Genomic DNA, 20,698 nt, shown 5'->3' on the forward strand with positions numbered 1-20,698 from the left:
GGGGGCGCCGGGTACCGTCCACGGCATGCCATCACGTCCCAGCACCCCTCCCGTTGAGCGTCGGTTCCGCGGCCGGATCATGGGCGTCGGCACGACCTCCGGCGTGCGGATCGTCATCGGCATGTGGGACCACTCGCCGTTCGGGGCGTTCACCGACCTGTTCCTCGAGCTGCCCGACGGCTCGAGCGTGCTGCTCGCGCCGGACGAGATCGTCGCCGCGTACGTCTCCGGCACCTACCGCTTCGACACCGTCTCGGTCGTCGACGTCCGCGCACGCCGCACAGCCCGAGGGCTCGAGCTGTCCGCCGGGGCGCTGCAGGCCTCGATCGACGTCGGCGGCATCTCACCGCTCGGACGGGTGCTGCGCATCGTCCCGAAGCCCGTCGCCCGCGACCCCCGGTGGCTCGCCGCCATCGACCCGATCGCGCGGCTCATCGCACCCGGTTCCGGGACCGCGGGGTCGGCGGGCAACGGCCGTCGGGAGTACTACGGCGTGACCGGGGCGCACGACGTCACCGGGGTCCGGGGCACCTGGGCCGGGGAACCCCTCGGTGACCTGGCCCCGCTCGACCCGCCCGTGGCGTTCGGCTTCGCGTCGATGCCGCGGATCCCGCAGGTCGTCGACGTCGAGACCACGATCCGCGAGCCCGCCTGACCCGTCCGCGCGGCCGCTCCTGCATCCGCTGCGTTCGCATCTTCCGACGAACCACGTGTCGTTCGACTCGTGTCCCGTCGCTTGATGCACGTGCACGAGGTGCGTTCGCATCTTCCGACGAACCACGTGTCGTTCGACTCGTGCATCGTCGCTTCCTGCACGCGCATCCGCGGCTCGACGGCCGGGATGTGACGGGCTGAAGCCTGCTGCCGGGATTGCACCGGGCCTCCAGGCCGACCCGATCGCCGCGCCGGGCTGTCGCGTCCAGCGCCGGAGGGGCAGACTGGTCGGAACGGTAGGCCCCGTGCACCGACGGTCGCACGTCGAGCGCAACGGGGCGCACGATGCAAAGGAGCACCATGACCGACACACAGACGGACCACAGCGCCGCGATCTCGGACATCGTCCACGGCGCCCACACCGCACTGCTCACCACGGTGAGCGAGGACGGCAACCTGCACGCCAGGCCCCTCGCCGTGCAGGACAAGGCGTTCCACGGGACCCTGCGGTTCCTGGTGCAGGACGGCAGCGAGAAGGTCGAGGACATCGCGAGGAACCCGCACGTCAACGTCTCGATCGAGTCGCAGGGCGGCTACCTCTCCATCGCCGGCACCGCGACCGTGACGCGGGACGACTCGGCCGTCGACGAGCTGTGGTCCCCGTTCGCCGAGGCCTGGTTCCCGGAGGGGCGGCAGGATCCGTCGGTCCGGCTCCTCACGGTCCAGGGCGTCTCGGTCGAGTACTGGACCCAGGACACCGGCCCGGTCGGCAGCCTGGTGCAGATGTTCAAGGCGGCGATCGGCAAGCGGAGCCAGCCTGACACCGGCGACCACGGCGCGATCGAGCTCTGACCGCGCCGGGCGCTCGGCGCTCGGGGTACGGCCCGCACGCTCGCACGCCCGCTGGACGCCGGCATCATGCGGAGATGCCGGCGTTCAGCGTGTCACGGCGGGCCGAGCAGCCACAGCACCGCCACGAGCACCGGCTGCCCGGCGAGCGCGGCCGTCACGAACGTCCGGCGCATCCAGGGCTTGGCCACCAGCTCCGGCGACCCGAACAACGGTGCCAGCGGCATGAGCAGCCGCGGGGTCGAGGCCATCGGCAGCGAGACAGCGAAGATGTACAGCGCGTACGCAGCCGAGTACAGCACCGTCGTCGACCCGAGGCGCAGCGTCGAGCGGCGGAGCAGCCACACCGGGAACGCGACGACCAGCGCCGCGATGAGCAGCACGCCGCCGACGCCGAGCCAGCGAGCAGCGATGAGGAACCACGGCGTCAGCGGCACGAACTCGACCCGGCCGATGAAGTTCACCCACCACGACATCTCGGTCTCGAGGTAGGCGTTCGGCGCGCCTGTGACGTGCGACGCGATCACCGGCCAGGCGAGCCCCGCCGTGACCATCGTCAGCCCGGCGGCGAGCACCCGCACCTGCTCGCGGAGCGGGAACGTCTCGAACACCCGGCCCGTCTCGCGACGGGCGCGGACCCAGCGCACGAGTGCCACGACCCCGAGCACGAGCGGGATCGCCAGCGCTCCGGGGCGGGTGAACGCGGCGACGACACCGAGCAGCGTGAGCAGGCCGTACCGTCGTCGCTCGAGGGCGAGCAGCGCGCCGAACGACAGCGCGAGGAACATGCTCTCGGCGTAGCCGACCTGCAGCAGGAACGACAGCGGGCCGCACGTGAAGAAGAAGACCGCCCACAGCGCCGCGGCGCTGCCCGCCCGGTCGCGCACCAGCCGGTAGAGCAGACAGGACGCCACCAGCCCGGCGGCGACGGCGACGATCGGGGCTCCGACCTCGAACGGCAGCCCCGTCGACGCGGTCAGTGCACGGATCGTGAAGGGGAACGCCGGCAGGAAGGCCCACGCGTTCTGCGCGACGTGGCCCGCCGCGTCGAGTGGCAGCACGTCGGGGTACCCGTGCAACGAGATCTGCTCGTAGTACTGTCCGTCCCACGCGACCAGGAACGCCAGGAACCCGTGTTCGTTGCCCCAGATCGCGTTCTCCGGCAGGGCCCGTCCGGTGAGCGGGTACGCGAGCGCGAGCCAGAGCGTCGACAGGACCCGGCCGCCGGTCCAGACCAGCAGGACCGCCGCCCACGCCGGCAGGGACGTGACCGTCTCGAGCACACGTCGTCGGCCGGTCGCGATGGTACCGGTGGCCACGCCGGCACCGTCGAGACGGCTCACGCGCGAGCTCCTCGGCGTTCGGGCAGGCGGGACGACACCCGGCCAGGGTAGTCGGCTGCTGCCTGTGGGATCCCACGGAACGGCGAGGGTGTGCACGGGTCGTCCGCCGCAGCGCTGACCGGGAGGCACGCTCGGCGTTCTGCACTCCGGAACGCGCCCGGCGGGCGGCCGGGCCCTGGCGTCCCCGCCGCCTAGCCTGGGATCCCACGCACGCAGACACACGAGGAGCCACCGTGCCGAAGACCGCCATCGTCACCGACAACGCCCCGAAGCCGGCCGGCCCGTACAGCCAGGGCATCGTGGCCAACGGGTTCGTCTACACGGCCGGCTTCGGTCCGCAGGACCCGGCGACGGGTGCGATCGCCGACGACGTCGCCGGCCAGACGGCGCAGGTGCTGGCCAACGTCGCGGCCGTCCTGGCCGAGCACGGTGCGACCCTCGACGACGTCGTCAAGTCCACGGTGCACCTCGAGCACTCCGACCGGGACTTCGCGGCGTTCAACGAGGAGTACGCCAAGCACTTCACCCAGCCGTACCCGGTCCGCACCACCGTGCAGTCGCACCTGGCGGACATCCTGGTCGAGATCGACGTCGTGGCGGTGCTCCCCGTCGCGGAGTGACCGCGGGTCGCCGGGTTCGCGGCCGAACCGGCGCCTGATCGCTCAACGGCCGCCAGTGGTGTCCGCGGTGTCGCCGGTGTCCCCGGTGTCGGCGGTGCCCTCGCTGCCCGATCCGTTCCTACCCCGTCCTACCCCGGTCGCGGCGGACCCCGGCACCGGGGGTCGCGTGGGTCAGAGCGCCGTCGGCGAGCACCGGGACCCCGGCGACCAGGACGTCGTCGATGCCCTCGGCGAGCAGCATCGGGTGCTCGTAGGTCGACCGTGCACGCACCCGTTCCGCGTCCGCCACCACCAGGTCAGCGACGGCCCCGACCGCGACCGTGCCGCGAGCGCCGAGTCCCAGGCGCTCCACGGCGGTGGTCGACAGGTGCCGCTGTGCCTCGGCCCAGGTGTACCGCCCGGCGCGGACGTACTCCTGCAGGTACCGCGCGAACGTACCGAACGCCCGTGGGTGCGGGTGCGTGCCGACGAAGATGCCGTCCGACCCGGCGGTGTGGCCCGGCAGCCGGAACAGGGGCGCGAGTTCGTCGGCGGTGCGGGGCTGCGGCACCCGCATCACCGCGGTGACCTGCAACGCCGAATCGACGAGGACGTCGAGCGCGAGGTCGACCGGGTCGCTGCCGGTCGCCTCAGCGGCGTCGGCGAGTGTGCGACCTTGCAGGGCGTGGAACTCTGCAGCGGGCACGTGGGACAGCGTGATCTGCTCGGCCCAGCCGGTGCCGAGGTCGGCCCGGGACAGCACCCGGTCGAGCACGGCGCCGCGGACCCGGACGCGCCCGGCGTCGTCGCGGATCGCGTGGGCGAGGTCGTCGGTCCCCGGTCGGGCCAGGGATGCCGGCAGCAGCAGCATCGACAGGATCGTGCACCCTCGTGAGTACGGGTAGGCGTCGAACGACAGCGGTGCACCGGTTTCGGCGAGTTCGGTGAGGGCGGACACCGCGAGGGCGACGGGCGCGTGCAGGTGCGACACGTGCCCGCGGACGCCCGACGACCGGACGATGTCCGCGATCTCGTCGAGCCCCGCACGAGCGTTCCCCTCGTAGCCGCCGCGCATGTGCGACACGTACACGCCGTCGGCGGCCGCGACCTCGGTGCAGAGCGCGGCGAGCTCCGCGGTGTCGGCGAACAGCCCGGGGACGTAGTCGAGCCCGGTCGCGAGCCCGACGGCGCCGGCGGCGAGCCCCTCGCGCACGAGCTCGCGCATCGCGACGAGCTGGCCGCCGGTCGCCGGGCCCGTGTCGTCGCCCATGACCTCGTGCCGCACCGTTCCCGCGGGGACGAGGGTCGCGACGTTGACCGGGGTGGTGCCGTCGTACCCGGCGAGGAGCGCCCCGATGCCGCCGCCCCGGTAGGTCGGGTGCGAGCCGTCGATCGCGGCGAAGTACCGGTCGGCGTACCGCCCGTCACCGGGAGCCGGACCGACGCCGTCCTGACCGGTGACGATCGTGGTGACGCCCTGGCGGAGGAGCGCCAACTGCACGGCCGGATCGTGGACGAGCGATCCGGCGTGCGAGTGCGCGTCGATGAAACCCGGCAGGACGAGCCGCCCGTCGCACGCGATCTCGTGCACACCCGACAGCACGGCCAGTTCCGGTCCGACCGCCCGGATGACGCCGTGGTCGACGAGGACGTCAGCGCGCTCCGGTTCGCCGTGGGCGCCGATGATCGCGCCACCGCGCAGCAGGACGGCGGTCGGGGTGTGGGCGCCGTCCGCGCCGGGCTCGGGACGGGTCATCGGGGGAGCGTAGTCGCGAGGCGCTCGGCCCGGCCCCGCAGCGCGTCGAGGTCACCGCTGGTCAGGGCGTCACCGACGAGCGGCGACCCGAGCCCCACGGCGACCGCACCCGCTGCCAGGTAGTCGGTCACGTCGTCCACCCCGATGCCCCCGGTCGGGATGACGTCGACGAAGTCCAGCGGTGCCAGCACCTGCCGGAGGAACGCCGGACCGCCGAGCTGTGCGGCCGGGAACACCTTCACGGCGCGCGCGCCCAGCTGCCAGGCGCGGACGATCTCGGTCGGCGTCGCAGCGCCGGGGTACCAGCCGAGACCGCGCTCGTGGGCGCGCTCGCCGAGGTCGGCGTCGAGGTGCGGGCTGACCGCGAACGATGCCCCGACCGCGGCGGCATCGTCGAGCTGCCGCACGTCCAGCACGGTGCCCACGCCCACCGATGCCGCCGAACCGTAGTGCTCGACCGCCCAGGCGATGCCCTCGCGCCACCGCGGGGTGTTCGTGGTGATCTCGATCGCGGTCACGCCGCACTCGACCAGGGTGGCGACGACGTCCTCGACGTGCTCACCGGTGCCACCACGGAGGATCGCGATCGCGGGTCCGGCCTGGTGCCGGTGGCGGGCTCGGTCGTGGGGCGCCGGACCGGGGGCGGTGTTCGTCGTGCTGGTCATCTGGAGCTCTTCCTCGAGTGGTGGTCAGCGGGCACGTGGTCAGCGGTCGTGCGGTCGTGGGCTCGTGCGGTCAGCGGTCGACGCGGTCGTGCACGGCGTGGTCGGTGGCCGGCCCGTCCGGCGCGCCGGGAGCCTGGAACAGCGCATCGACGTCGCCCCGTCGCCAGTCACCCTCGACGGTGCAGGCGAGTGCCCCGGCGTCGGCAGCACGGTCGAGGGCGACGGCCGGGGCCGCACCGCCCAGGGTCGCGGCGAGCCAGCCCGCGACGAAGGCGTCGCCCGCTCCGACCGGATCGACCACGCGCACCGGGGTCGCCGGCCGTCGCAGGAACGTGCCGTCGATCGAGGCGACGGCGCCGCGGGACCCGAGCTTGACGACCGCCCGGCCCCCGGCGAGGGCGGCGAGGTCGTGCGCGAGCGCTTCCTCGTCGTCCTCCTGCTCGTCGCGGCCGAGCACGAGCCGGGCCTCGTCGTCGCCGGCGAACACCACGGCCGACCGCGCCGCGACCTGCCGGTAGTGGTCACGAGCACGGTCGGCGCCGATGAGCTTCGGGCGGTGGTTGACGTCGAAGGACACCGGTACACCGGCGGCAGCGGCGCGGTCGAGGGCGACGGACACGGTGTCCCGCGCGGAGTCGGAGAGCGCGAGGGTGATGCCCGTGACGTGCACGAGTGCGGCGGACTCGACGATGCTGCCGGGCAGGTCGGCGGCGGTCAGGGCCGAGCCTGCGGACCCGCGGCGGTGGTAGGTGACCCGCGTGCGCCCGTCGGGCAGGCGCTCCTTCATCATGATGCCCGTCGACCGGTCGGGATCGGGCACCGCAACGACGTCGACGCCCTCGCCGCCGACGTCGGCCATCACCCGGTCACCCGCGGGGTCGGTGCCGACTCGGCCCACCCACGTGGTCGGCACGCCGGCACGGGCGAGTCCGATCGCGACGTTGCTCTCGGCCCCGCCGGTGTCCACGCGCATGTGCTCGAGATCGGGCACGGCGCCGACGTCACGGCCGGTGAGCAGCAGCATCGTCTCGCCGAACGTGAGCACTGACCCCGAGCCCGAGCCCGAGCCCGACCCCGACCCCGACCCCGACCCCGACCCCGGCCCGGTCACCGGGCACTCCGCGCGAGGGCCAGTTGGGCGGAGGACGAGCCGAGTGCGACGGAGATCTCGTGGGCCGTGCGGACCACTCCGTCACCGAGCTCCCGCACCGCGGCCGCCGGGAACCGCGAGGCGAGGCCGGAGATGCTCATCGCGCCGACGACCTGGTTCGCGTGGTCGAACACCGGTGCCGCGACGCAGCGGATGTCCGGCTCGTTCTCACGGTCGTCGATGCCGTACCCGCGGCCGTGCGTGCGATCGACCTCGCGCCGCCAGCGGTCGTCATCGGTGATGGTGTGCTCGGTCATGACCTGCGCCGGCTCGGCGAGCACACGCGCGAGCAGCTCCGGCTCACCGAAGGCCACGATCGCCTTGCCCGAGGCGGTGTTCCGCATGGGCAGACGGTTGCCGATCCGCGATCCCATCCGGACGGTGCCACGTGTCTCGACCTTGTCGACGTACACGATGTCGGTGCCGTCGGGCACGACCAGGTGGCAGGTGAGCCCCGTCTGCTCCGCGGTCCGCCGCAGGAACGGTGCCGCGGCCGAGCGCAGGTCGATGCCCTCGAGGTAGCTCTGCCCGAGCAACAGCGCGCCGAGCCCGAGCGTGAACCCGGCGTCGGGCGTGCGGCGGAGCAGGTCGTTCTCGAGCATCGGGGCGGTCAGCCGGAGCACCGTGGACTTCGCGGTGCCGAGCTCCGCCGCCAGTTCGGTCAGACTCACCGAGGCCGCGCCGGAGCGGGTACGGTCCGCGATGCAGTCGAGCAGCCGGAGCGCCCGTCGGAGGGACAGAGCGGCGTTCCGGGCCGGGGCATCGCCGTCGGCCGGAGCCGCCGACGGGGTGGTGGCGCGCATCAGAACCACGTCGCGATCGTCCGGAGCACGGTGTCGTCGTCGTCGAGGACGTGCACCTGCCGCCACTTGTCGAACACCGTGCACGGGTGCGAGATGCCGAACACGACGACGTCGCCGGGCACCAGCTCGGGGGCCCCGTCCGCCAGCGCGAGGTAGCAGTGCTGGTCGTCGAGACGGGTGACGGTGACCGCCCCGGGTGGTGGGACGAGCGGATCGACGGCACCCGTGCCTCCCGGTCGGACCTGCCGGACCACCGGCAGCCCCTCGTCGAAGGAGATGTCGCGCTTGCCGACCGCGACGAAGGCGAGCCCGGGTTCCGGGCAGCTCGTCACCCGCCCCCAGACCTCGATCGCGGCGCGCAGCGAGCCCTCGGCCGGCTGGCGGCCGAAGGGCGTGCGCGCGGCGTAGAAGCCGTCGTCGTGGGTCAGGTACGCGCCGGAGCGCAGCAGGACGTCGAGGTCCTCGGGGCGCGCGGTGACCGCGTCGACCACGGCGTCGAACCAGGCGCTGCCACCCATGCTCAGCAGGGCTCGTGGACCGGGGACGAGTGGGCGGATCGCGAGCGCGACCGCGAGCACGCCGGACACGTAGTCGCGGGCGGTGTCGACGCCGGGCAGCCCGCCCTCGTACCCGGCGACGCCTCGGAGCACCAGGTCGGCGTCGTGCGCGGTCGCGGCGAGGTCGCGTGCGGCGGCCGGGGAACGGACCCCGGTCCGCCCGCCGGGGAACCCGATCTCGACCAGGACGTGCAGTTCCCCGCCCACGGCGTCCTGCGCGGCGACGCCGGCGGCCACCCCGGTGCCCGAGTCGACGTAGCAGAGGACGTCCGCCGCAGGGTCGACCGAGCGCCGCGAGGCGAGCCAGGCGAGGCCGGCGGGGTCGAGGACCTCGTTGGCGACGAGGATCCGGTGCACGCCGTGCTCCCAGGCGACCACCGCCTGCGGCACCGAAGCGACCGTGACGCCCCAGGCCCCGGCGGCGACCTGGCGGGCGGCGAGGTCCGGGGCCATGTGGGTCTTCATGTGCGGTGCGAAGAGCAACCCGTGCCGCTCGACGTAGGCCTGCATCACCGCCGTGTTGTGCGCGAGCGCCGACTCGCGCAGCGTCATCACCGGCAGGAGCGCGTCGTCGAGGACGTGGCGAGGCGGTGCACCCGTCGTGCTGGCGTTGGTCATCGAGCCTCCTGTCGTCAGATGCCGCCCACGATTCCGCTCGGCTGCTGCTCGGGGCAACGCTTCCGTTGCGCACATTCTGCATTGCAAAAGCCCAGGGAGCGCAAGAGCGCCGCAGCAGGACCGGCCCCGGCACCGTGCGGGCATAGTCTCGTAGCGCGATGACGACGACGGCGACGACACCCAGACGACGGACGGGCAGCACGGCGGTCGCCGTGCTGGTCGCCGGGACCTTCTTCATGGAACTCCTGGACGGCACGATCCTGGCGACCGCGGCACCCGCGATGGGGCGGGACCTCGGGGTCGACTCCGCCGCGGTGGGCATCACGATCACCGCCTACCTCGTCACCCTCGCCGTCTTCATCCCGGTGTCCGGCTGGCTCACCGACCGCGTCGGCTCCCGCACCGTGTTCGCCGGCGCCATCGCGGTGTTCACGATCGCCTCGGCGCTGTGCGCACTGTCCACGGGCCTCGTCGAACTGACGCTCTGGCGGATCCTGCAGGGCCTGGGCGGTGCGCTCATGGTGCCCGTCGGCCGCCTCGTGGTGCTCCGGAGCGCCGGGCGCGAGCAGCTCGTCACCGCCATCGCGATCCTCACGTGGCCCGCGCTGGCCGCGCCGATCATCGCCCCGTTCATCGGCGGCGTGCTCGTGGACACCCTGACGTGGCACTGGATCTTCCTGATCAACCTCCCGCTCGGGGTCATCGCGTTCGTCGCCGCCCTGGTGCTCGTGCCGCAGGAGCGTGCGGCGCAACGGGTGCCGTTCGACTGGTTCGGCTCGTTGCTGGCGTGCTTCGGCCTCGGGTCCCTCGTCGTGATGGCGTCCCTGCTCGCGCTCGACGGCGTCCCGGTCCTGGCCGTCGTGGTGTCCGGCGTCGTCGGAGCTGTCTGCTGCTGGTTCGCGGTCCGGCACTTCCGCCGGGCACCGCACCCGATCATGGGCCTCGAGGCGTTCCGGCTCGAGACCTTCCGGGTGTCGCACGCCGGGGGCAGTCTGTTCCGCCTGGCGGTCTCCGCGGTGCCGTTCGTGCTCCCGCTGCTGTTCCAGGACGCCTGGGGCTGGAGCGCCGTGCTCGCCGGGTCGGCCGTGCTCTGGGTCTTCGTCGGCAACCTCGGGATCAAGCCGATGACGACCCCGTTCCTGCGCTGGTTCGGCTACCGGCCAGTGATCATCGTGTCGTCCGCGATCGCTGCGCTGAGCGTCGTCGCCATGGCGTTCATGACCGAGGAAACCCCGTTCTGGCTGCTGGCCGTGCTGCTCGTGGTCAGCGGTGCCGCGCGGTCGGTCGGCTTCACGGCGTACAACACCATCGCCTTCGCCGACGTCGAGCAAGGGGACATGACACCCGCGAACACGCTGTCGTCCACGCTGCAGCAGACCGCTGCGGGCTTCGGTGTCGCCGTCGTCGCCGTGGTCATCCGTGCGGCGTCCGGACTCGGCGGCGACGGCCCCTACGCCGTCGCCTTCTGGGTCATCGCCGCGCTGCTCGCGGTCGCCTGCGTCGAGGGCATCCTGATGAGTCGCACAGCGGGGCAGACGGTCCGCCCGGTGCGTCGGTCCCGCGCCTGAACCCGCGGGTGTCCGTTCGCGACACGGTCACGCGGACGAAACCCGGCAGGCGTTACAGTCTCAGCAACCGTTTGCGATCGCCGAGTACGGTGACCGCGGCAGGGTGACCGGAACACCCGGACAGGAAGGCAGCATGGCCGCGCCAGAGCAGCAGAGCACGATCGCAACGGACCAGACCGTGCAACCGATCCAGCTCCGCGTCGTCAGCTACAACCTCCGTGAGCACACCGCGAACGGCGAGCTCGCCGCGCTGGCCGAGGCGTCCGACGCCGACGTCCTCTGCGTGCAGGAGTGCGACAGCAACGACCTCGCGCCCTCGATCGGCGGCCTCTCGCTCGCCGCGTCGACGCGCACCAACCGCCTCGGGCTCGCGATCTACAAGCGCGACGACCGGTTCGAGGTGCAGGACTTCAACATCCACTCGCTGCAGAAGTCGCTGCACGACCGGGTCCTCGCCCCCGCGCACGAGCGGCTCATCGCGATGCACCTGCGTGACACCGAGGCCGACGCCGAGGTCGTCGTCGCGTCGTTCCACGCTTCCCCGCTGACCGCCACGAACTCGCTCCGCCGCAAGCAGATCGAGGCTGCGCACCAGTTCCTCCGCGAGCTGTCGAACGACACCCCGGCGATCATGGTCGGCGACTTCAACTACCCGTGGTTCCAGACGAACCTGCGGCGCAAGATCGAGCAGCACGGCTTCGCGCTCTCGCTGTCCGACCAGCCGACGTACCTGCGGTACCGCAAGTTCACGGGTCACTTCGACTTCGCGACGAGCGTCGGGCTGCACATCGCGGGCGTCGAGACCCTGCCCGCCGGCATCTCCGACCACCGGCCGATCCTGGTCCGTGCGCACTACGAGCACCCCGGCGAGACCGGCGCCGTCGCGACTGTGGAGCACCCCGCCGCCTGACGCGCCCGGTCGCCCGGTGGCGAGCGGGCACGACATGCCGTGCGCACGTCGCCGAGCGGTCGCGGACTGTCGCCCGAGGGCGCCCCGGGCGACACTTCGTGACCCCTCGGCGGACGACGCCGGGTGCGCCTGTCAAGTCGGCGACGCACTGGAGGCCCGGTGCCGGTCTCGTGGACCGGCACCGGGCCTCCAGGCGGTTGCGCTGCAGGGCGTGCCGAGGGTGCGCAACGTGCCGCGCGTGCACCGCCGAGCGGTCACGAACTGTCGCTCGCGGTCCGGCCGAGCGACACTTCGGGACCGCTCGGCGGACGTGAGCGGGGAGTCACGACCGCACCCGACCGCGCCCGCCCGCGTCAGCGCCGCAGGGTCGCCCGCGCCAGACGGTTCCCGATGAACTGGCCGAGCTGCACGATGACGACGATCGCGGCCACCGAGACGTAGACGACCCACCAGTCGTAGCGCTGCGAGCCGTAGGTGATCGCGTACTCGCCGAGCCCGCCGCCACCGATCAGCGCACCCTGCGCCGTCATGTCGACGATGCCGATGTAGATGAACGTGTAGCCGAGGATCAGCGGGCCGAGGCCCTCGGGGATGAGCACGGTCAGCAGGATCGACACCGGGTGCGCGCCCGAGGCCCGAGCCGCCTCGACGACACCGGGGTCCACCGAGAGCAGGTTCTGCTCGACGATCCGGGACACCGCGAACGCCGCCGCCAGCGAGATCGCGAAGGTCACCGCGGGGACGCCGATCGTGGTCTGCACGACGACCCGCGACAGCGGCGCGATGGCGGCGAGGAAGATCACGAACGGGATCGGCCGGATCAGGTTCACGAACACGTTGAGGACCGTGTAAGCGGTGCGGTTGCCGAGCAGGTTGCCCGGCCGGGTCGCGTAGAGCAGCAGGCCGAGCGCGAGCCCGATGACGCCCGCGATGACCAGCGAGACGAGTGACATCACGACGGTGTCGCGGATCGCCGCCAGGAAGACGTCGAACGTGTCGATCACGCTCTGGAACGAGTTGTTGTTCACGCGGCGCCCTCCTCGTCCGTCGTGACGCCGTCGGCGCGGAGCGCGGCGATCGCGGTGTCGATGGCGCCGGACCCGCCGGACGCACCGCCCGCGTCGCTCAGCTCGTAGGTGAGTGACCCGATCCGACGCTCCCGGATCTCGCCGACCCCGCCGTAGACGAGCTCGGCGGTGACCCCGGCGGCGCGGAACGCGGCGTCGATGCGGTTCTGCAGCCCGGCCTCGTCGGTGATCTGCACCGTGACGAGCCGACCCGGGTGGCGGTCCTGCAGCCGCCGGAGCGTCTCGGGGGACGGCCGGTCGTGCAGCGCGGTGCGGACGAAGCGCTGGGCGGCGCCGGTCTTCGGTGCGGAGAACACGTCGTAGACGTCTCCGACCTCGACGACCCGACCCTGCTCCATCACGGCGACGCGGTCGGCGATCTGCCGGACGGCGTCCATCTCGTGCGTGATGACGATGATGGTGACGCCGAGCTCCCGGTTGACGCGGCGGAGCAAGCCGAGCACCTCGGAGGTGGTCTCGGGGTCCAGGGCGCTCGTGGCCTCGTCGGCGAGCAGCAGGTCGGGCGAGGCCGCGAGCGCCCGGGCGATGCCGACGCGCTGCTTCTGCCCGCCGGACAGCTGCTCCGGGTAGGCGTGGGCGCGCTCGAGCAGCCCGACGAAGTCGAGCAGCTCGGCCACACGACGGTCACGCTCGGCCTTCGGCACACCGGCGACCTTGAGCGGGTACGCGACGTTGCCGGCGATCGTCCGGGACCGGAACAGGTTGAACTGCTGGAAGATCATCCCGATGTTCCGACGCGCCGTCCGGCGGTCCCGCTCGGGGATCGCCGTCAGTTCGCGGCCGGCCACGGTGACCGTGCCGGAGCTGGGGAGCTCCAGGGCGTTGACCAACCGGACGAGGGTGGACTTGCCGGCACCGGAGTACCCGATGACGCCGAGGACCTCTCCCTGGTGCACGTCCAGGGAGACGTCCTCGACGGCCACCACGGTCTCGCCGGTGTCGGCGCGGCGGTAGTGCTTCGAGACGCCGCGGAGTTCGACGAGGACCGGCACTACTGCTTGGCCGCCTTCGCGTCCTGCTCGACCTGGGCGAGCTCGTCCTGCAGCTTCGAAGCGCTCTCGTCGCGGGCGACCGCCTCGGGCAGGTCCTTCGCGAAGGCCTTCTGCACGGACTCGTCCTGGAACAGCTTCGCGAGCGACAGGTACGTCTTGTTGTCCTTGTCCTCGTCACGCACGGCGAAGACGTTCACGTACGGGGCCGCGCTCGCGCTCGAGGGGTCGTCCTGGTAGATCGCGTCCGAGATCGGCAGGCCGGCCGCGGTGGCGAAGTTGTTGTTGACGACGGCTGCGGCGACCGAGCCCTGCTGCAGCGCGTTCGCGGTCTGCGAGGCGTCGAGGGGCTGCACATCGACCTTCTTGGTCTCGATGTCGTCCGCGGTGGAGAACGCCGAACCGCCGTCCTTCAGGGTGATGAGGTCCGCAGCCTGCAGGATCAGGAGGGCGCGCGCCTGGTTGATCGAGTCGTTCGGGATCGCGACCTTGGCGTCCGCGGGCAGTTCGGACGGCTCGTCGTACTTCGTCGCGTAGAGCGGCAGCGGGTAGACGGCGGTGGAGCCGATCGGCTGCAGGTCGTCGTTCGAGGTGACGTTGTAGTCCGCCAGGTACTGGATGTGCTGGAACTGGTTGATGTCCAGCTGGCCGTCCTTGAGCGCCGGGTTCGGCAGCGAGTAGTCCGAGAAGTTCGTCAGCTTCACGGTGACGTCGAGCTGCTCCTTCGCGAGCTTCGTGTAGGTGCTCCAGTAGCCGAGCGACTTGTCCGCGACGCCGATCGTGACGGTCTTCGGGGCGGCGTCACCGGCCGCTGCGTCGTCGCTGCCACCGGAGCGGACGGCTCCGACGATGACGGCGACGACGATCGCCACGACGACGATCGCGGCGGCGACGATCCAGCCGATCGGGCGCTTGCCCTTCGGCTTCTCGGGCAGTGCGGGCGCTGCTGACATGCGGGTGCTCCTCGTGGGCCGTGCGGTGCGGGGACGCCGTGGTGGTCCGCGGCGTGGACACGAGTGTGACGTGCGCTCCGCCCCGGAGCGAGTTCCGTTCCGCTGTGTTACACCGGGGTCACGGTTGGTTGACTCGGACCGTGCGCAGCATCGAACTCGTCCTCGGCCCGGAGTCGGACGCCGCCGTGCGGTCGGCGTGGCAGGCGCTCGTCGACGGGGATCTGCCCAGCCTGGGGCGGCACCCGTCGCCGTCGAACGCCCCGCACGTCACCCTCGCTGCTGGGGAGTCGCTGCCGGTGCCGTCCGCGTTCCGCACGTCCGTCCCGACGGTGATCCGGCTCGGCGGGCTCCTGCTCTTCCCCGCGGGTGCCGGACGGTCCGTGCTCGTGCGCGCGGTCGTGCTCGACGACGCGCTCACGACCTTCCACCACGAGGTGCACGCCGTCGCTCCCGGTGGCGTCGACACCTCGCTGCCCGGGCGGTGGTCGCCGCACCTCACGCTCGCCCGTCGGGTGCGCGACGAGGACCTTCCACGCGCCGTCGCCGCGCTGCGGTCGGTGCCCCTGCCGGAGACGCTGGACGTCGGCGGCGTGCGGCACTGGGACGGCGAGACGCGGACCATCACCCCGCTCGCGTTCGCGTCCGTCTGACCGCTGGGCGGGGTCGCGTCGGGCGGGTTGCCGCATCCGGAACCAGCTTCCGGACACAGCACCGCGCGATCCCGTGGTTCCGTGTCCGGAACCTGGTTCCGGCGGGCGGGGCACGGCCGGGAGGCCCGGGTCAGGTCCCGAGCACCCGCTCGCCGAAGGCGGATGCGAACGTCCGGTCCGGGTCGGCCCGGGCGACGAGGTCGCGGAAGTCCGCCACGCGCGGGTACAGTCCGGCGATCGCGGCGGCGTCGACCGAGCTCATCTTGCCCCAGTGCGGTCGACCGCCGAACGGTGCCAGCCGGCTCTCGAGGTCGGGCAGGACTGCAGCCACCTCGGCGGGGTGCTTCTTCCAGGTGAACGCGATGCAGAGCACGTCCTCGCCCTGGGCCGGGCTGAGCCAGAACCCGTCCGCGGCCATGGTCCGGAGTTCGCAGACGTGCAGGTGGGGCTGGATCCGGTCGGCCAGGCCCCGGAGCGCGTCGAGTGCGGCCCCCGCGTGCCGGAGCGGGACGAAGTGCTCGCTCTGCACCTCGGACCCGTGGCTCGGGACGGACCCGATGGGGAAGTGCGGCAGGCGGTCCCACCACGGCCCCACCGATCCGTCGCGGGCGGTGCGGCTTGCGTCACCGGGGGCGCCGGGCGACCGGGGAGCGCCGAGCAGCTCGCCCGGCACGGGGACGTCGTCGTCGCCGTCGGGCACGCGGGACTTCAGCAGGACCTCGCTGATCTCGTCGCCGAAGACCGTGTACGAACACACCGAGGTCCCGGCGGCGTGCACCTCGGCCACGTGCTCGGTGAAGGTGTCCCACGGGATCGGACCGTAGACGTCCTGGCGCATCCGGTAGGCGGGTTCGACGTCGAGGGTGACCCGCGTGACGATCCCGAGCAGCCCGAGGTGCAGGACGGCTCCGTCGAAGTCCGGGTCCGAGCGGTCGATCGTCCGCTCGGAGCCGTCGGGCCCGAGCACCCGGAACGACCGGACCGCGGTGCTCAGCGAGCCGAGCGTGGTTCCGGAGCCGTGGGTACCGGTGGCGACCGCGCCGCCCACGGAGATGTGCGGCAGGGATCCCGTGTTGTGCAGGGCGAACCCGGCACGGTCGAGGTCCGGGGCAACGTCGCCGTACCGGGTGCCGGCACCGAGCGTCGCCGTCCGCCGGTCCGCGTCGACGACCAGGTCGGTGGGGATCCCGGTCAGGTCGAGCAGCACCCCCGGGGTGTCCGCGACGTCGTTGAAGGAGTGGCGGGTGCCGAGGCCGTGGACCCGGGGCGACCGGGCCACGATCGCGGCTGCCTCGTCGAGCGACGACGGTCGCAGGACCTGTTCGGCGGTGTAGGTGACCGTGCCGGACCAGTTCAGCTCGCGCACCGTCGACCGCATGCCGCCCACCCTGCCACGCGGGGCCGCGGCCCGTGCGTGACGCGGCGGTGTTCGGCGTCGTGCCTGCGTCGTGCCTGCGTCAGTGCACGGGCGGCGGCGTCGGCGCACCCTCGGGCAGATCCGGACGACGGACGAACACCGAGGCCAGGATGCCGAACAGCGAGATGACCGCGCCGACCAGGAAGGCGGTCCCGACACCCGAGGCGGTGGCGACGGCGAGTCCCTCGGCTCCGGAGCCCTCGACAGCGGTCGCCGCGCCGATGGTCAGCAGCGTGACGAACAGTGCCGTACCGGCGGCACCGGCGAGCTGCTGCGCCGTGCCGAGCACCGCGCTGCCGTGCGAGTACAGCTTCGGGGGCAGCCCGCCGAGCGCCGCGGTGAACAGCGGCGTGAAGGTCAGGGCCAGGCCGACGCTGAGCAGGACGTGGGCGCCGAGCACGAACCAGACGCTCGTGTCCACGTCGACCGTGGAGAGCGCCCAGAGCACGGCGCTGACGATGATCGATCCGGGGATGAGCAGCACGCGGGGACCACGACGGTCGTAGATGCGACCGACGATCGGGGAGAGGAGGCCCATCAGGAGCCCGCCGGGGAGCAGGAGCAGCCCCACCTGCAGCACCTCGAGCCCGAGGACGCGCTCGAGGTAGATCGGCAGCAGGATCAGCGTGCCGAACATGGCCATGAAGCTCAGGCCCATCGCGACGATCGGCACCGTGAAGCCGCGCGTGCGGAAGGTGCGGAGGTCGAGCAGGGCGCTGTCCGTGCGCTGGAGCCGGGTCTGCCGGACGATGAACACCGCGAGGGCGACGGCGCCGACGACGAGCGCGCCCACCGGGACGGCCAGACCGGTCGTGGCGGCTTCACCGATGCTCGACAGCCCGTAGACGATGCCGCCGAACGCGAAGGCGGACAGCACGACCGAGAGCACGTCGATCGGTGCCTTCCGCGGCGTGGAGACGTTCTGCACCTTGACCATGCCGAGGATGAGTGCGGCGATCGCGATCGGCAGGACGAAGCCGAACAGCCAGCGCCACGAGAACGCGTTGAGGATGAGGCCGGAGATGGTCGGGCCGATCGCCGGGGCGACCGAGATGACGATCGAGATGTTGCCCATCACCCGGCCGCGGTGCGCCGGGTCGACCAGGGTCAGGACCGTCGTCATGAGCAGCGGCATCATGATCGCGGTGCCGCTGGCCTGCACGATGCGGCCGACGAGCAGCAGGGTGAACCCGGGCGCGAGCAGCGCGATCAGCGTGCCGAGGGAGAACAGCCCCATCGCCCAGGCGAAGACCGGGCGGGTGTTGAACCGCTGCAGCAGGAACCCGGTGATCGGGATGACGACCGCCATGGTCAGCAGGAAGCCCGTCGTGAGCCACTGGCCGGTCGCCGCGCTGATGTCGAGGTCGTCCATGAGCCGGGGCAGCGCAACGCCCATGATCGTCTCGTTGAGGATGACGACGAACGCGGAGACGAGCAGCAGCCCGATCACGAGTCGGCTCTCGGCAGGGGACGGCTGCGAGACGCTTCCCGTTCGGGGTGCGGAATCGACGGCCTGGGTCATGCGGGGCTCCTGGTGGGTCACGACTGGTGGAACGGGTGTGGCGCAGGACGCGCACACAGGCCAACCGCCTGAGTGGATGCGATTATTCCGGTTCGCTCCGACATCCGCGGACGGAGGACCGGTGCCGCGCGATCCGTCCTGCCGCGAACCCGCTCAGTGCAGGATGGCGAACCCGTCGGCGTCCCCGTGGGGCACGACCGTGCGCAGCGTGACGTCGGTCACCGTCGCAGAGGGCGGCCCGGTGCGGAGGCACTCCACCAGCGAGTCGACCGCCACCGACGGTCCCTCGGCCTCGACCTCGACGGTGCCGTCGAACAGGTTCCTGGCGTACCCGACGAGGTCGAGCCCGTCGGCCTTCCGAGCGGTCCAGTAGCGGAAGCCGACCCCCTGGACCGTCCCCGACACCACGGCATGCACCCTCGTCACCGTCGTCATGCCGTTCACGGTATCCGCAGGCAGCTGTCGGCACTTTTCGGTCCTGTGACGATCTCGTGACGGTGGCGAGCACGGTCGGTGATAGTGTCATTGCAACCCGAACACTTCGAGTCAGATTGACACTATCTTTCCCATGGACGAAGCAGGCATCCGCGTCGCGGTCTCCACCGTGATCGTCGCCCTGCGCCCGCACCCCGACACCGGGGCTCCGGCGCTGTGGATGCCGCTCGTCCGTCGCGTCGCGGAGCCGTTCGAGGGGTCGTGGGCGCTGCCCGGTGGCTGGGTCGGCGTGGACGAGGGGCTCGAGGACTCGGCGGCCGCCCGACTCCGTGAGACGACGAACGTGCAACCGCGGTACCTCGAGCAGCTGTACGCGTTCGGCGACGTCGGCCGCTCGCCGAGCCGCGTCGTGTCGATCGTGTACTGGGCGCTCGTGCACCCGGACGAGGCGAACGTCGTCCCCGACGACTGGAACGTCCGGTGGTTCCTGGCCGACGAGCACCCACCGCTCGCCTTCGACCACGACCGCATCGTCGAGTACGCCCTGTGGCGGCTGCGCAACAAGGTGTCCTACTCACGGATCGCCCAGGCGTTCCTCGATGACCGGTTCACCCTCGCCGAACTCCGTGGCGTGTACGAGGCGGTGCTCGGCCGGGCGCTCGACCCCGCGAACTTCCGACGGCAGGTCGAGAAGACCGACGCGGTCCTGCCGACCGACGAGACCACGAGCGGGGACCGGCACCGACCGGCCCGGCTGTACCGCTCGAACCCCGACCTCGCCTACGCGGACAACGGCCCGCTGCGCGCCGGGGCCGACCAGCACCAGCGCCAGCACCAGCGCCAGCAGCAGCGCCAGCAGCGGAACCGATAGGGGACCCGTGTCCATCGCCACGACCATCGAACTCATCTCCAACGGCAAGGCGGGCGGCAGCACCTGCACGCCCGATCTCGCCATGCCGACGTGGGACTTCGACTCCCGCCCCGGGTACGGCCCCGGCTCGTCGATGTCCGACGTCATCCCGACGAGTGCCCCGCGCCAGGGTGTCCTGCCCGACGAGTACAAGACGACGCCGACCGACGAGCTGCACGACCGCATCGAACGGGCGAAGGCCACCCTCGGCGACCGCGTCGTGGTGCTCGGGCACTTCTACCAGCGCGACGAGGTCGTCCGGCACGCGGACTTCCTCGGCGACTCGTTCCAGCTCGCCAACGCCGCCCTGACCAAGCCCGACGCCGAGGCGATCGTGTTCTGCGGCGTGCACTTCATGGCCGAGACCGCCGACATCCTGGCGCGCGACGACCAGCGCGTGATCCTGCCGAACCTGGCCGCCGGCTGCTCGATGGCGGACATGGCCGACATCGACAGCGTCGAGGCCGCGTGGGCCGAACTGGCCGCCGTCTACGGGACCGAGCCGGACGCCGACGGCCGAGTGCCCGTCATCCCCGTGACCTACATGAACTCCGCCGCCGACCTCAAGGCCTTCTGCGGGCGGAACGGCGGCATCGTCTGCACGTCGTCGAACGCCGCCACCGTGCTGGAGTGGGCGTTCGAGCGCGGGCAGCGCGTGCTGTTCTTCCCCGACCAGCACCTCGGGCGCAACACTGCGAAGGCCATGGGCATCAGCACCGACCTGATGCCGATGTGGAACCCGCGGCTGCCCGGCGGCGGCAACACCGCCGCCGACCTGCTCGAGGCGAAGGTCGTCCTCTGGCACGGCTTCTGCTCGGTGCACCGACGCTTCACCGTCGACCAGATCGACCAGGCGCGACGGGAGCACCCGGGGGTCCAGGTCATCGTGCACCCCGAGTGCCCGATGGCCGTCGTCGACGCCGCGGACCACGCCGGCAGCACCGACCTGATCCGGAAGACCGTCGCCGCGGCCACCGAGCCCACCACGTTCGCGATCGGCACCGAGATCAACATGGTGAACCGGCTCGCGGCCGAGTACCCGCAGCACACGATCTTCTGCCTCGACCCCGTGGTGTGCCCGTGCTCGACGATGTACCGAATCCACCCCGGCTACCTCGCCTGGGTGCTCGAAGCACTGGTCCGCGGCGAGGTCCTCAACGAGATCGTCGTCCCCGCCGTCGTCCAGGCCGACGCCAAGATCGCGCTCGAGCGCATGCTCGCGGCGAAGCCCCGAGCCTGACCCGCGAGCCAGAACGACCAGG

General features: G+C 72.1%; 20 protein-coding genes. 8 read left to right on the forward strand and 12 right to left on the reverse strand.

The window, feature by feature from the left end; translation table 11 throughout:
- Positions 1–25: 25 nt before the first annotated feature.
- Entirely contained in the window at positions 26–655 is a 630-nt protein-coding gene (locus tag ITJ56_RS02535) for a hypothetical protein (RefSeq protein WP_194627262.1), read from the forward strand.
- A gap of 359 nt (positions 656–1,014) precedes the next feature.
- Entirely contained in the window at positions 1,015–1,506 is a 492-nt protein-coding gene (locus ITJ56_RS02540) for a pyridoxamine 5'-phosphate oxidase family protein (protein WP_194627264.1), read from the forward strand.
- A gap of 92 nt (positions 1,507–1,598) precedes the next feature.
- Here ITJ56_RS02540 and ITJ56_RS02545 read toward each other — a convergent pair whose 3' ends face one another.
- Positions 1,599–2,846: a hypothetical protein gene (locus ITJ56_RS02545; RefSeq protein WP_194627266.1), complete on the reverse strand. Its 1,248-nt coding sequence runs from the start codon at positions 2,844–2,846 to the stop codon at positions 1,599–1,601.
- A gap of 233 nt (positions 2,847–3,079) precedes the next feature.
- Between ITJ56_RS02545 and ITJ56_RS02550 the strand changes: the two genes are divergently transcribed.
- Positions 3,080–3,466, forward strand: coding sequence for a RidA family protein (locus ITJ56_RS02550; protein WP_194627268.1), 387 nt, complete (start codon positions 3,080–3,082; stop codon positions 3,464–3,466).
- A 118-nt stretch (positions 3,467–3,584) separates the two neighbouring features.
- On the opposite strand, the gene ITJ56_RS02555 is transcribed toward ITJ56_RS02550, so the two are convergent.
- The 5 genes from ITJ56_RS02555 to ITJ56_RS02575 all read right to left on the reverse strand — a co-directional run bounded on the left by ITJ56_RS02555 (position 3,585) and on the right by ITJ56_RS02575 (position 8,994).
- Positions 3,585–5,201 carry an N-acyl-D-amino-acid deacylase family protein gene (locus ITJ56_RS02555; RefSeq protein WP_194627270.1) on the reverse strand — a complete coding sequence of 539 codons (1,617 nt, stop codon included), beginning with the start codon at positions 5,199–5,201 and terminating at the stop codon, positions 3,585–3,587.
- The gene (locus tag ITJ56_RS02560) at positions 5,198–5,866 is read right to left on the reverse strand and encodes a bifunctional 4-hydroxy-2-oxoglutarate aldolase/2-dehydro-3-deoxy-phosphogluconate aldolase (protein WP_194627272.1); all 669 of its coding nucleotides are present in this window, start codon (positions 5,864–5,866) and stop codon (positions 5,198–5,200) included. The genes ITJ56_RS02555 and ITJ56_RS02560 overlap by 4 nt, the downstream gene beginning before the upstream one ends.
- A 70-nt stretch (positions 5,867–5,936) precedes the next feature.
- Positions 5,937–6,911 (reverse strand): sugar kinase, encoded by a 975-nt coding sequence (locus ITJ56_RS02565; RefSeq protein WP_194627274.1) that lies wholly within the window; start codon positions 6,909–6,911, stop codon positions 5,937–5,939.
- Positions 6,912–6,973: 62 nt separating this feature from the next.
- Positions 6,974–7,819, reverse strand: a complete 846-nt coding sequence (locus tag ITJ56_RS02570) for an IclR family transcriptional regulator (RefSeq protein ID WP_194627276.1) — start codon at positions 7,817–7,819, stop codon at positions 6,974–6,976.
- On the reverse strand, positions 7,819–8,994 hold the full coding sequence (locus ITJ56_RS02575; protein WP_194627277.1) for an alanine racemase: 1,176 nt from the start codon (positions 8,992–8,994) through the stop codon (positions 7,819–7,821). The genes ITJ56_RS02570 and ITJ56_RS02575 overlap by 1 nt, the downstream gene beginning before the upstream one ends.
- A gap of 158 nt (positions 8,995–9,152) precedes the next feature.
- Here ITJ56_RS02575 and ITJ56_RS02580 point away from each other — a divergent pair, with 158 nt between their 5' ends.
- The gene (locus ITJ56_RS02580; protein WP_194627279.1) at positions 9,153–10,562 is read left to right on the forward strand and encodes an MFS transporter; all 1,410 of its coding nucleotides are present in this window, start codon (positions 9,153–9,155) and stop codon (positions 10,560–10,562) included.
- A gap of 133 nt (positions 10,563–10,695) precedes the next feature.
- A complete protein-coding gene (locus ITJ56_RS02585) occupies positions 10,696–11,472 on the forward strand; it encodes an endonuclease/exonuclease/phosphatase family protein (RefSeq protein WP_194627286.1) in 777 nt (258 codons plus the stop codon).
- A 353-nt stretch (positions 11,473–11,825) separates the two neighbouring features.
- Here ITJ56_RS02585 and ITJ56_RS02590 read toward each other — a convergent pair whose 3' ends face one another.
- From ITJ56_RS02590 to ITJ56_RS02600, 3 genes are read right to left on the reverse strand one after another with little or no spacing between them, the layout of a single operon-like run.
- Complete coding sequence (locus tag ITJ56_RS02590; RefSeq protein ID WP_323749701.1) at positions 11,826–12,500, reverse strand: methionine ABC transporter permease; 675 nt, start codon at positions 12,498–12,500, stop codon at positions 11,826–11,828.
- On the reverse strand, positions 12,497–13,552 hold the full coding sequence (locus tag ITJ56_RS02595) for a methionine ABC transporter ATP-binding protein (RefSeq protein WP_194627287.1): 1,056 nt from the start codon (positions 13,550–13,552) through the stop codon (positions 12,497–12,499). The genes ITJ56_RS02590 and ITJ56_RS02595 overlap by 4 nt, the downstream gene beginning before the upstream one ends.
- Positions 13,552–14,502, reverse strand: a complete 951-nt coding sequence (locus ITJ56_RS02600; RefSeq protein WP_194627289.1) for a MetQ/NlpA family ABC transporter substrate-binding protein — start codon at positions 14,500–14,502, stop codon at positions 13,552–13,554. Before ITJ56_RS02600 ends, ITJ56_RS02595 begins: the two co-directional genes overlap by 1 nt.
- 140 nt (positions 14,503–14,642) lie before the next feature.
- Between ITJ56_RS02600 and ITJ56_RS02605 the strand changes: the two genes are divergently transcribed.
- The gene (locus ITJ56_RS02605) at positions 14,643–15,152 is read left to right on the forward strand and encodes a 2'-5' RNA ligase family protein (protein ID WP_194627291.1); all 510 of its coding nucleotides are present in this window, start codon (positions 14,643–14,645) and stop codon (positions 15,150–15,152) included.
- Positions 15,153–15,282: 130 nt separating this feature from the next.
- On the opposite strand, the gene ITJ56_RS02610 is transcribed toward ITJ56_RS02605, so the two are convergent.
- From ITJ56_RS02610 to ITJ56_RS02620, 3 genes are all read right to left on the reverse strand, one after another.
- Positions 15,283–16,530, reverse strand: coding sequence for an FAD-binding protein (locus ITJ56_RS02610; protein WP_194627293.1), 1,248 nt, complete (start codon positions 16,528–16,530; stop codon positions 15,283–15,285).
- A 79-nt stretch (positions 16,531–16,609) separates the two neighbouring features.
- A complete protein-coding gene (locus ITJ56_RS02615; RefSeq protein WP_194627295.1) occupies positions 16,610–18,091 on the reverse strand; it encodes an MDR family MFS transporter in 1,482 nt (493 codons plus the stop codon).
- Between the two features lie 153 nt (positions 18,092–18,244).
- Positions 18,245–18,526: an acylphosphatase gene (locus ITJ56_RS02620; RefSeq protein ID WP_194627297.1), complete on the reverse strand. Its 282-nt coding sequence runs from the start codon at positions 18,524–18,526 to the stop codon at positions 18,245–18,247.
- Positions 18,527–18,659: 133 nt separating this feature from the next.
- On the opposite strand from ITJ56_RS02620, the gene ITJ56_RS02625 reads away from it, so the two are divergent.
- On the forward strand, positions 18,660–19,397 hold the full coding sequence (locus ITJ56_RS02625; protein ID WP_194627299.1) for an NUDIX hydrolase: 738 nt from the start codon (positions 18,660–18,662) through the stop codon (positions 19,395–19,397).
- A 7-nt stretch (positions 19,398–19,404) separates the two neighbouring features.
- Positions 19,405–20,676, forward strand: coding sequence for a quinolinate synthase NadA (gene nadA, locus ITJ56_RS02630; RefSeq protein ID WP_194627301.1), 1,272 nt, complete (start codon positions 19,405–19,407; stop codon positions 20,674–20,676).
- Positions 20,677–20,698 lie beyond the last annotated feature (22 nt).

Origin of the sequence: Curtobacterium sp. VKM Ac-1376, from assembly GCF_015351025.1 — a bacterium.
GTDB lineage: Bacteria > Actinomycetota > Actinomycetes > Actinomycetales > Microbacteriaceae > Curtobacterium.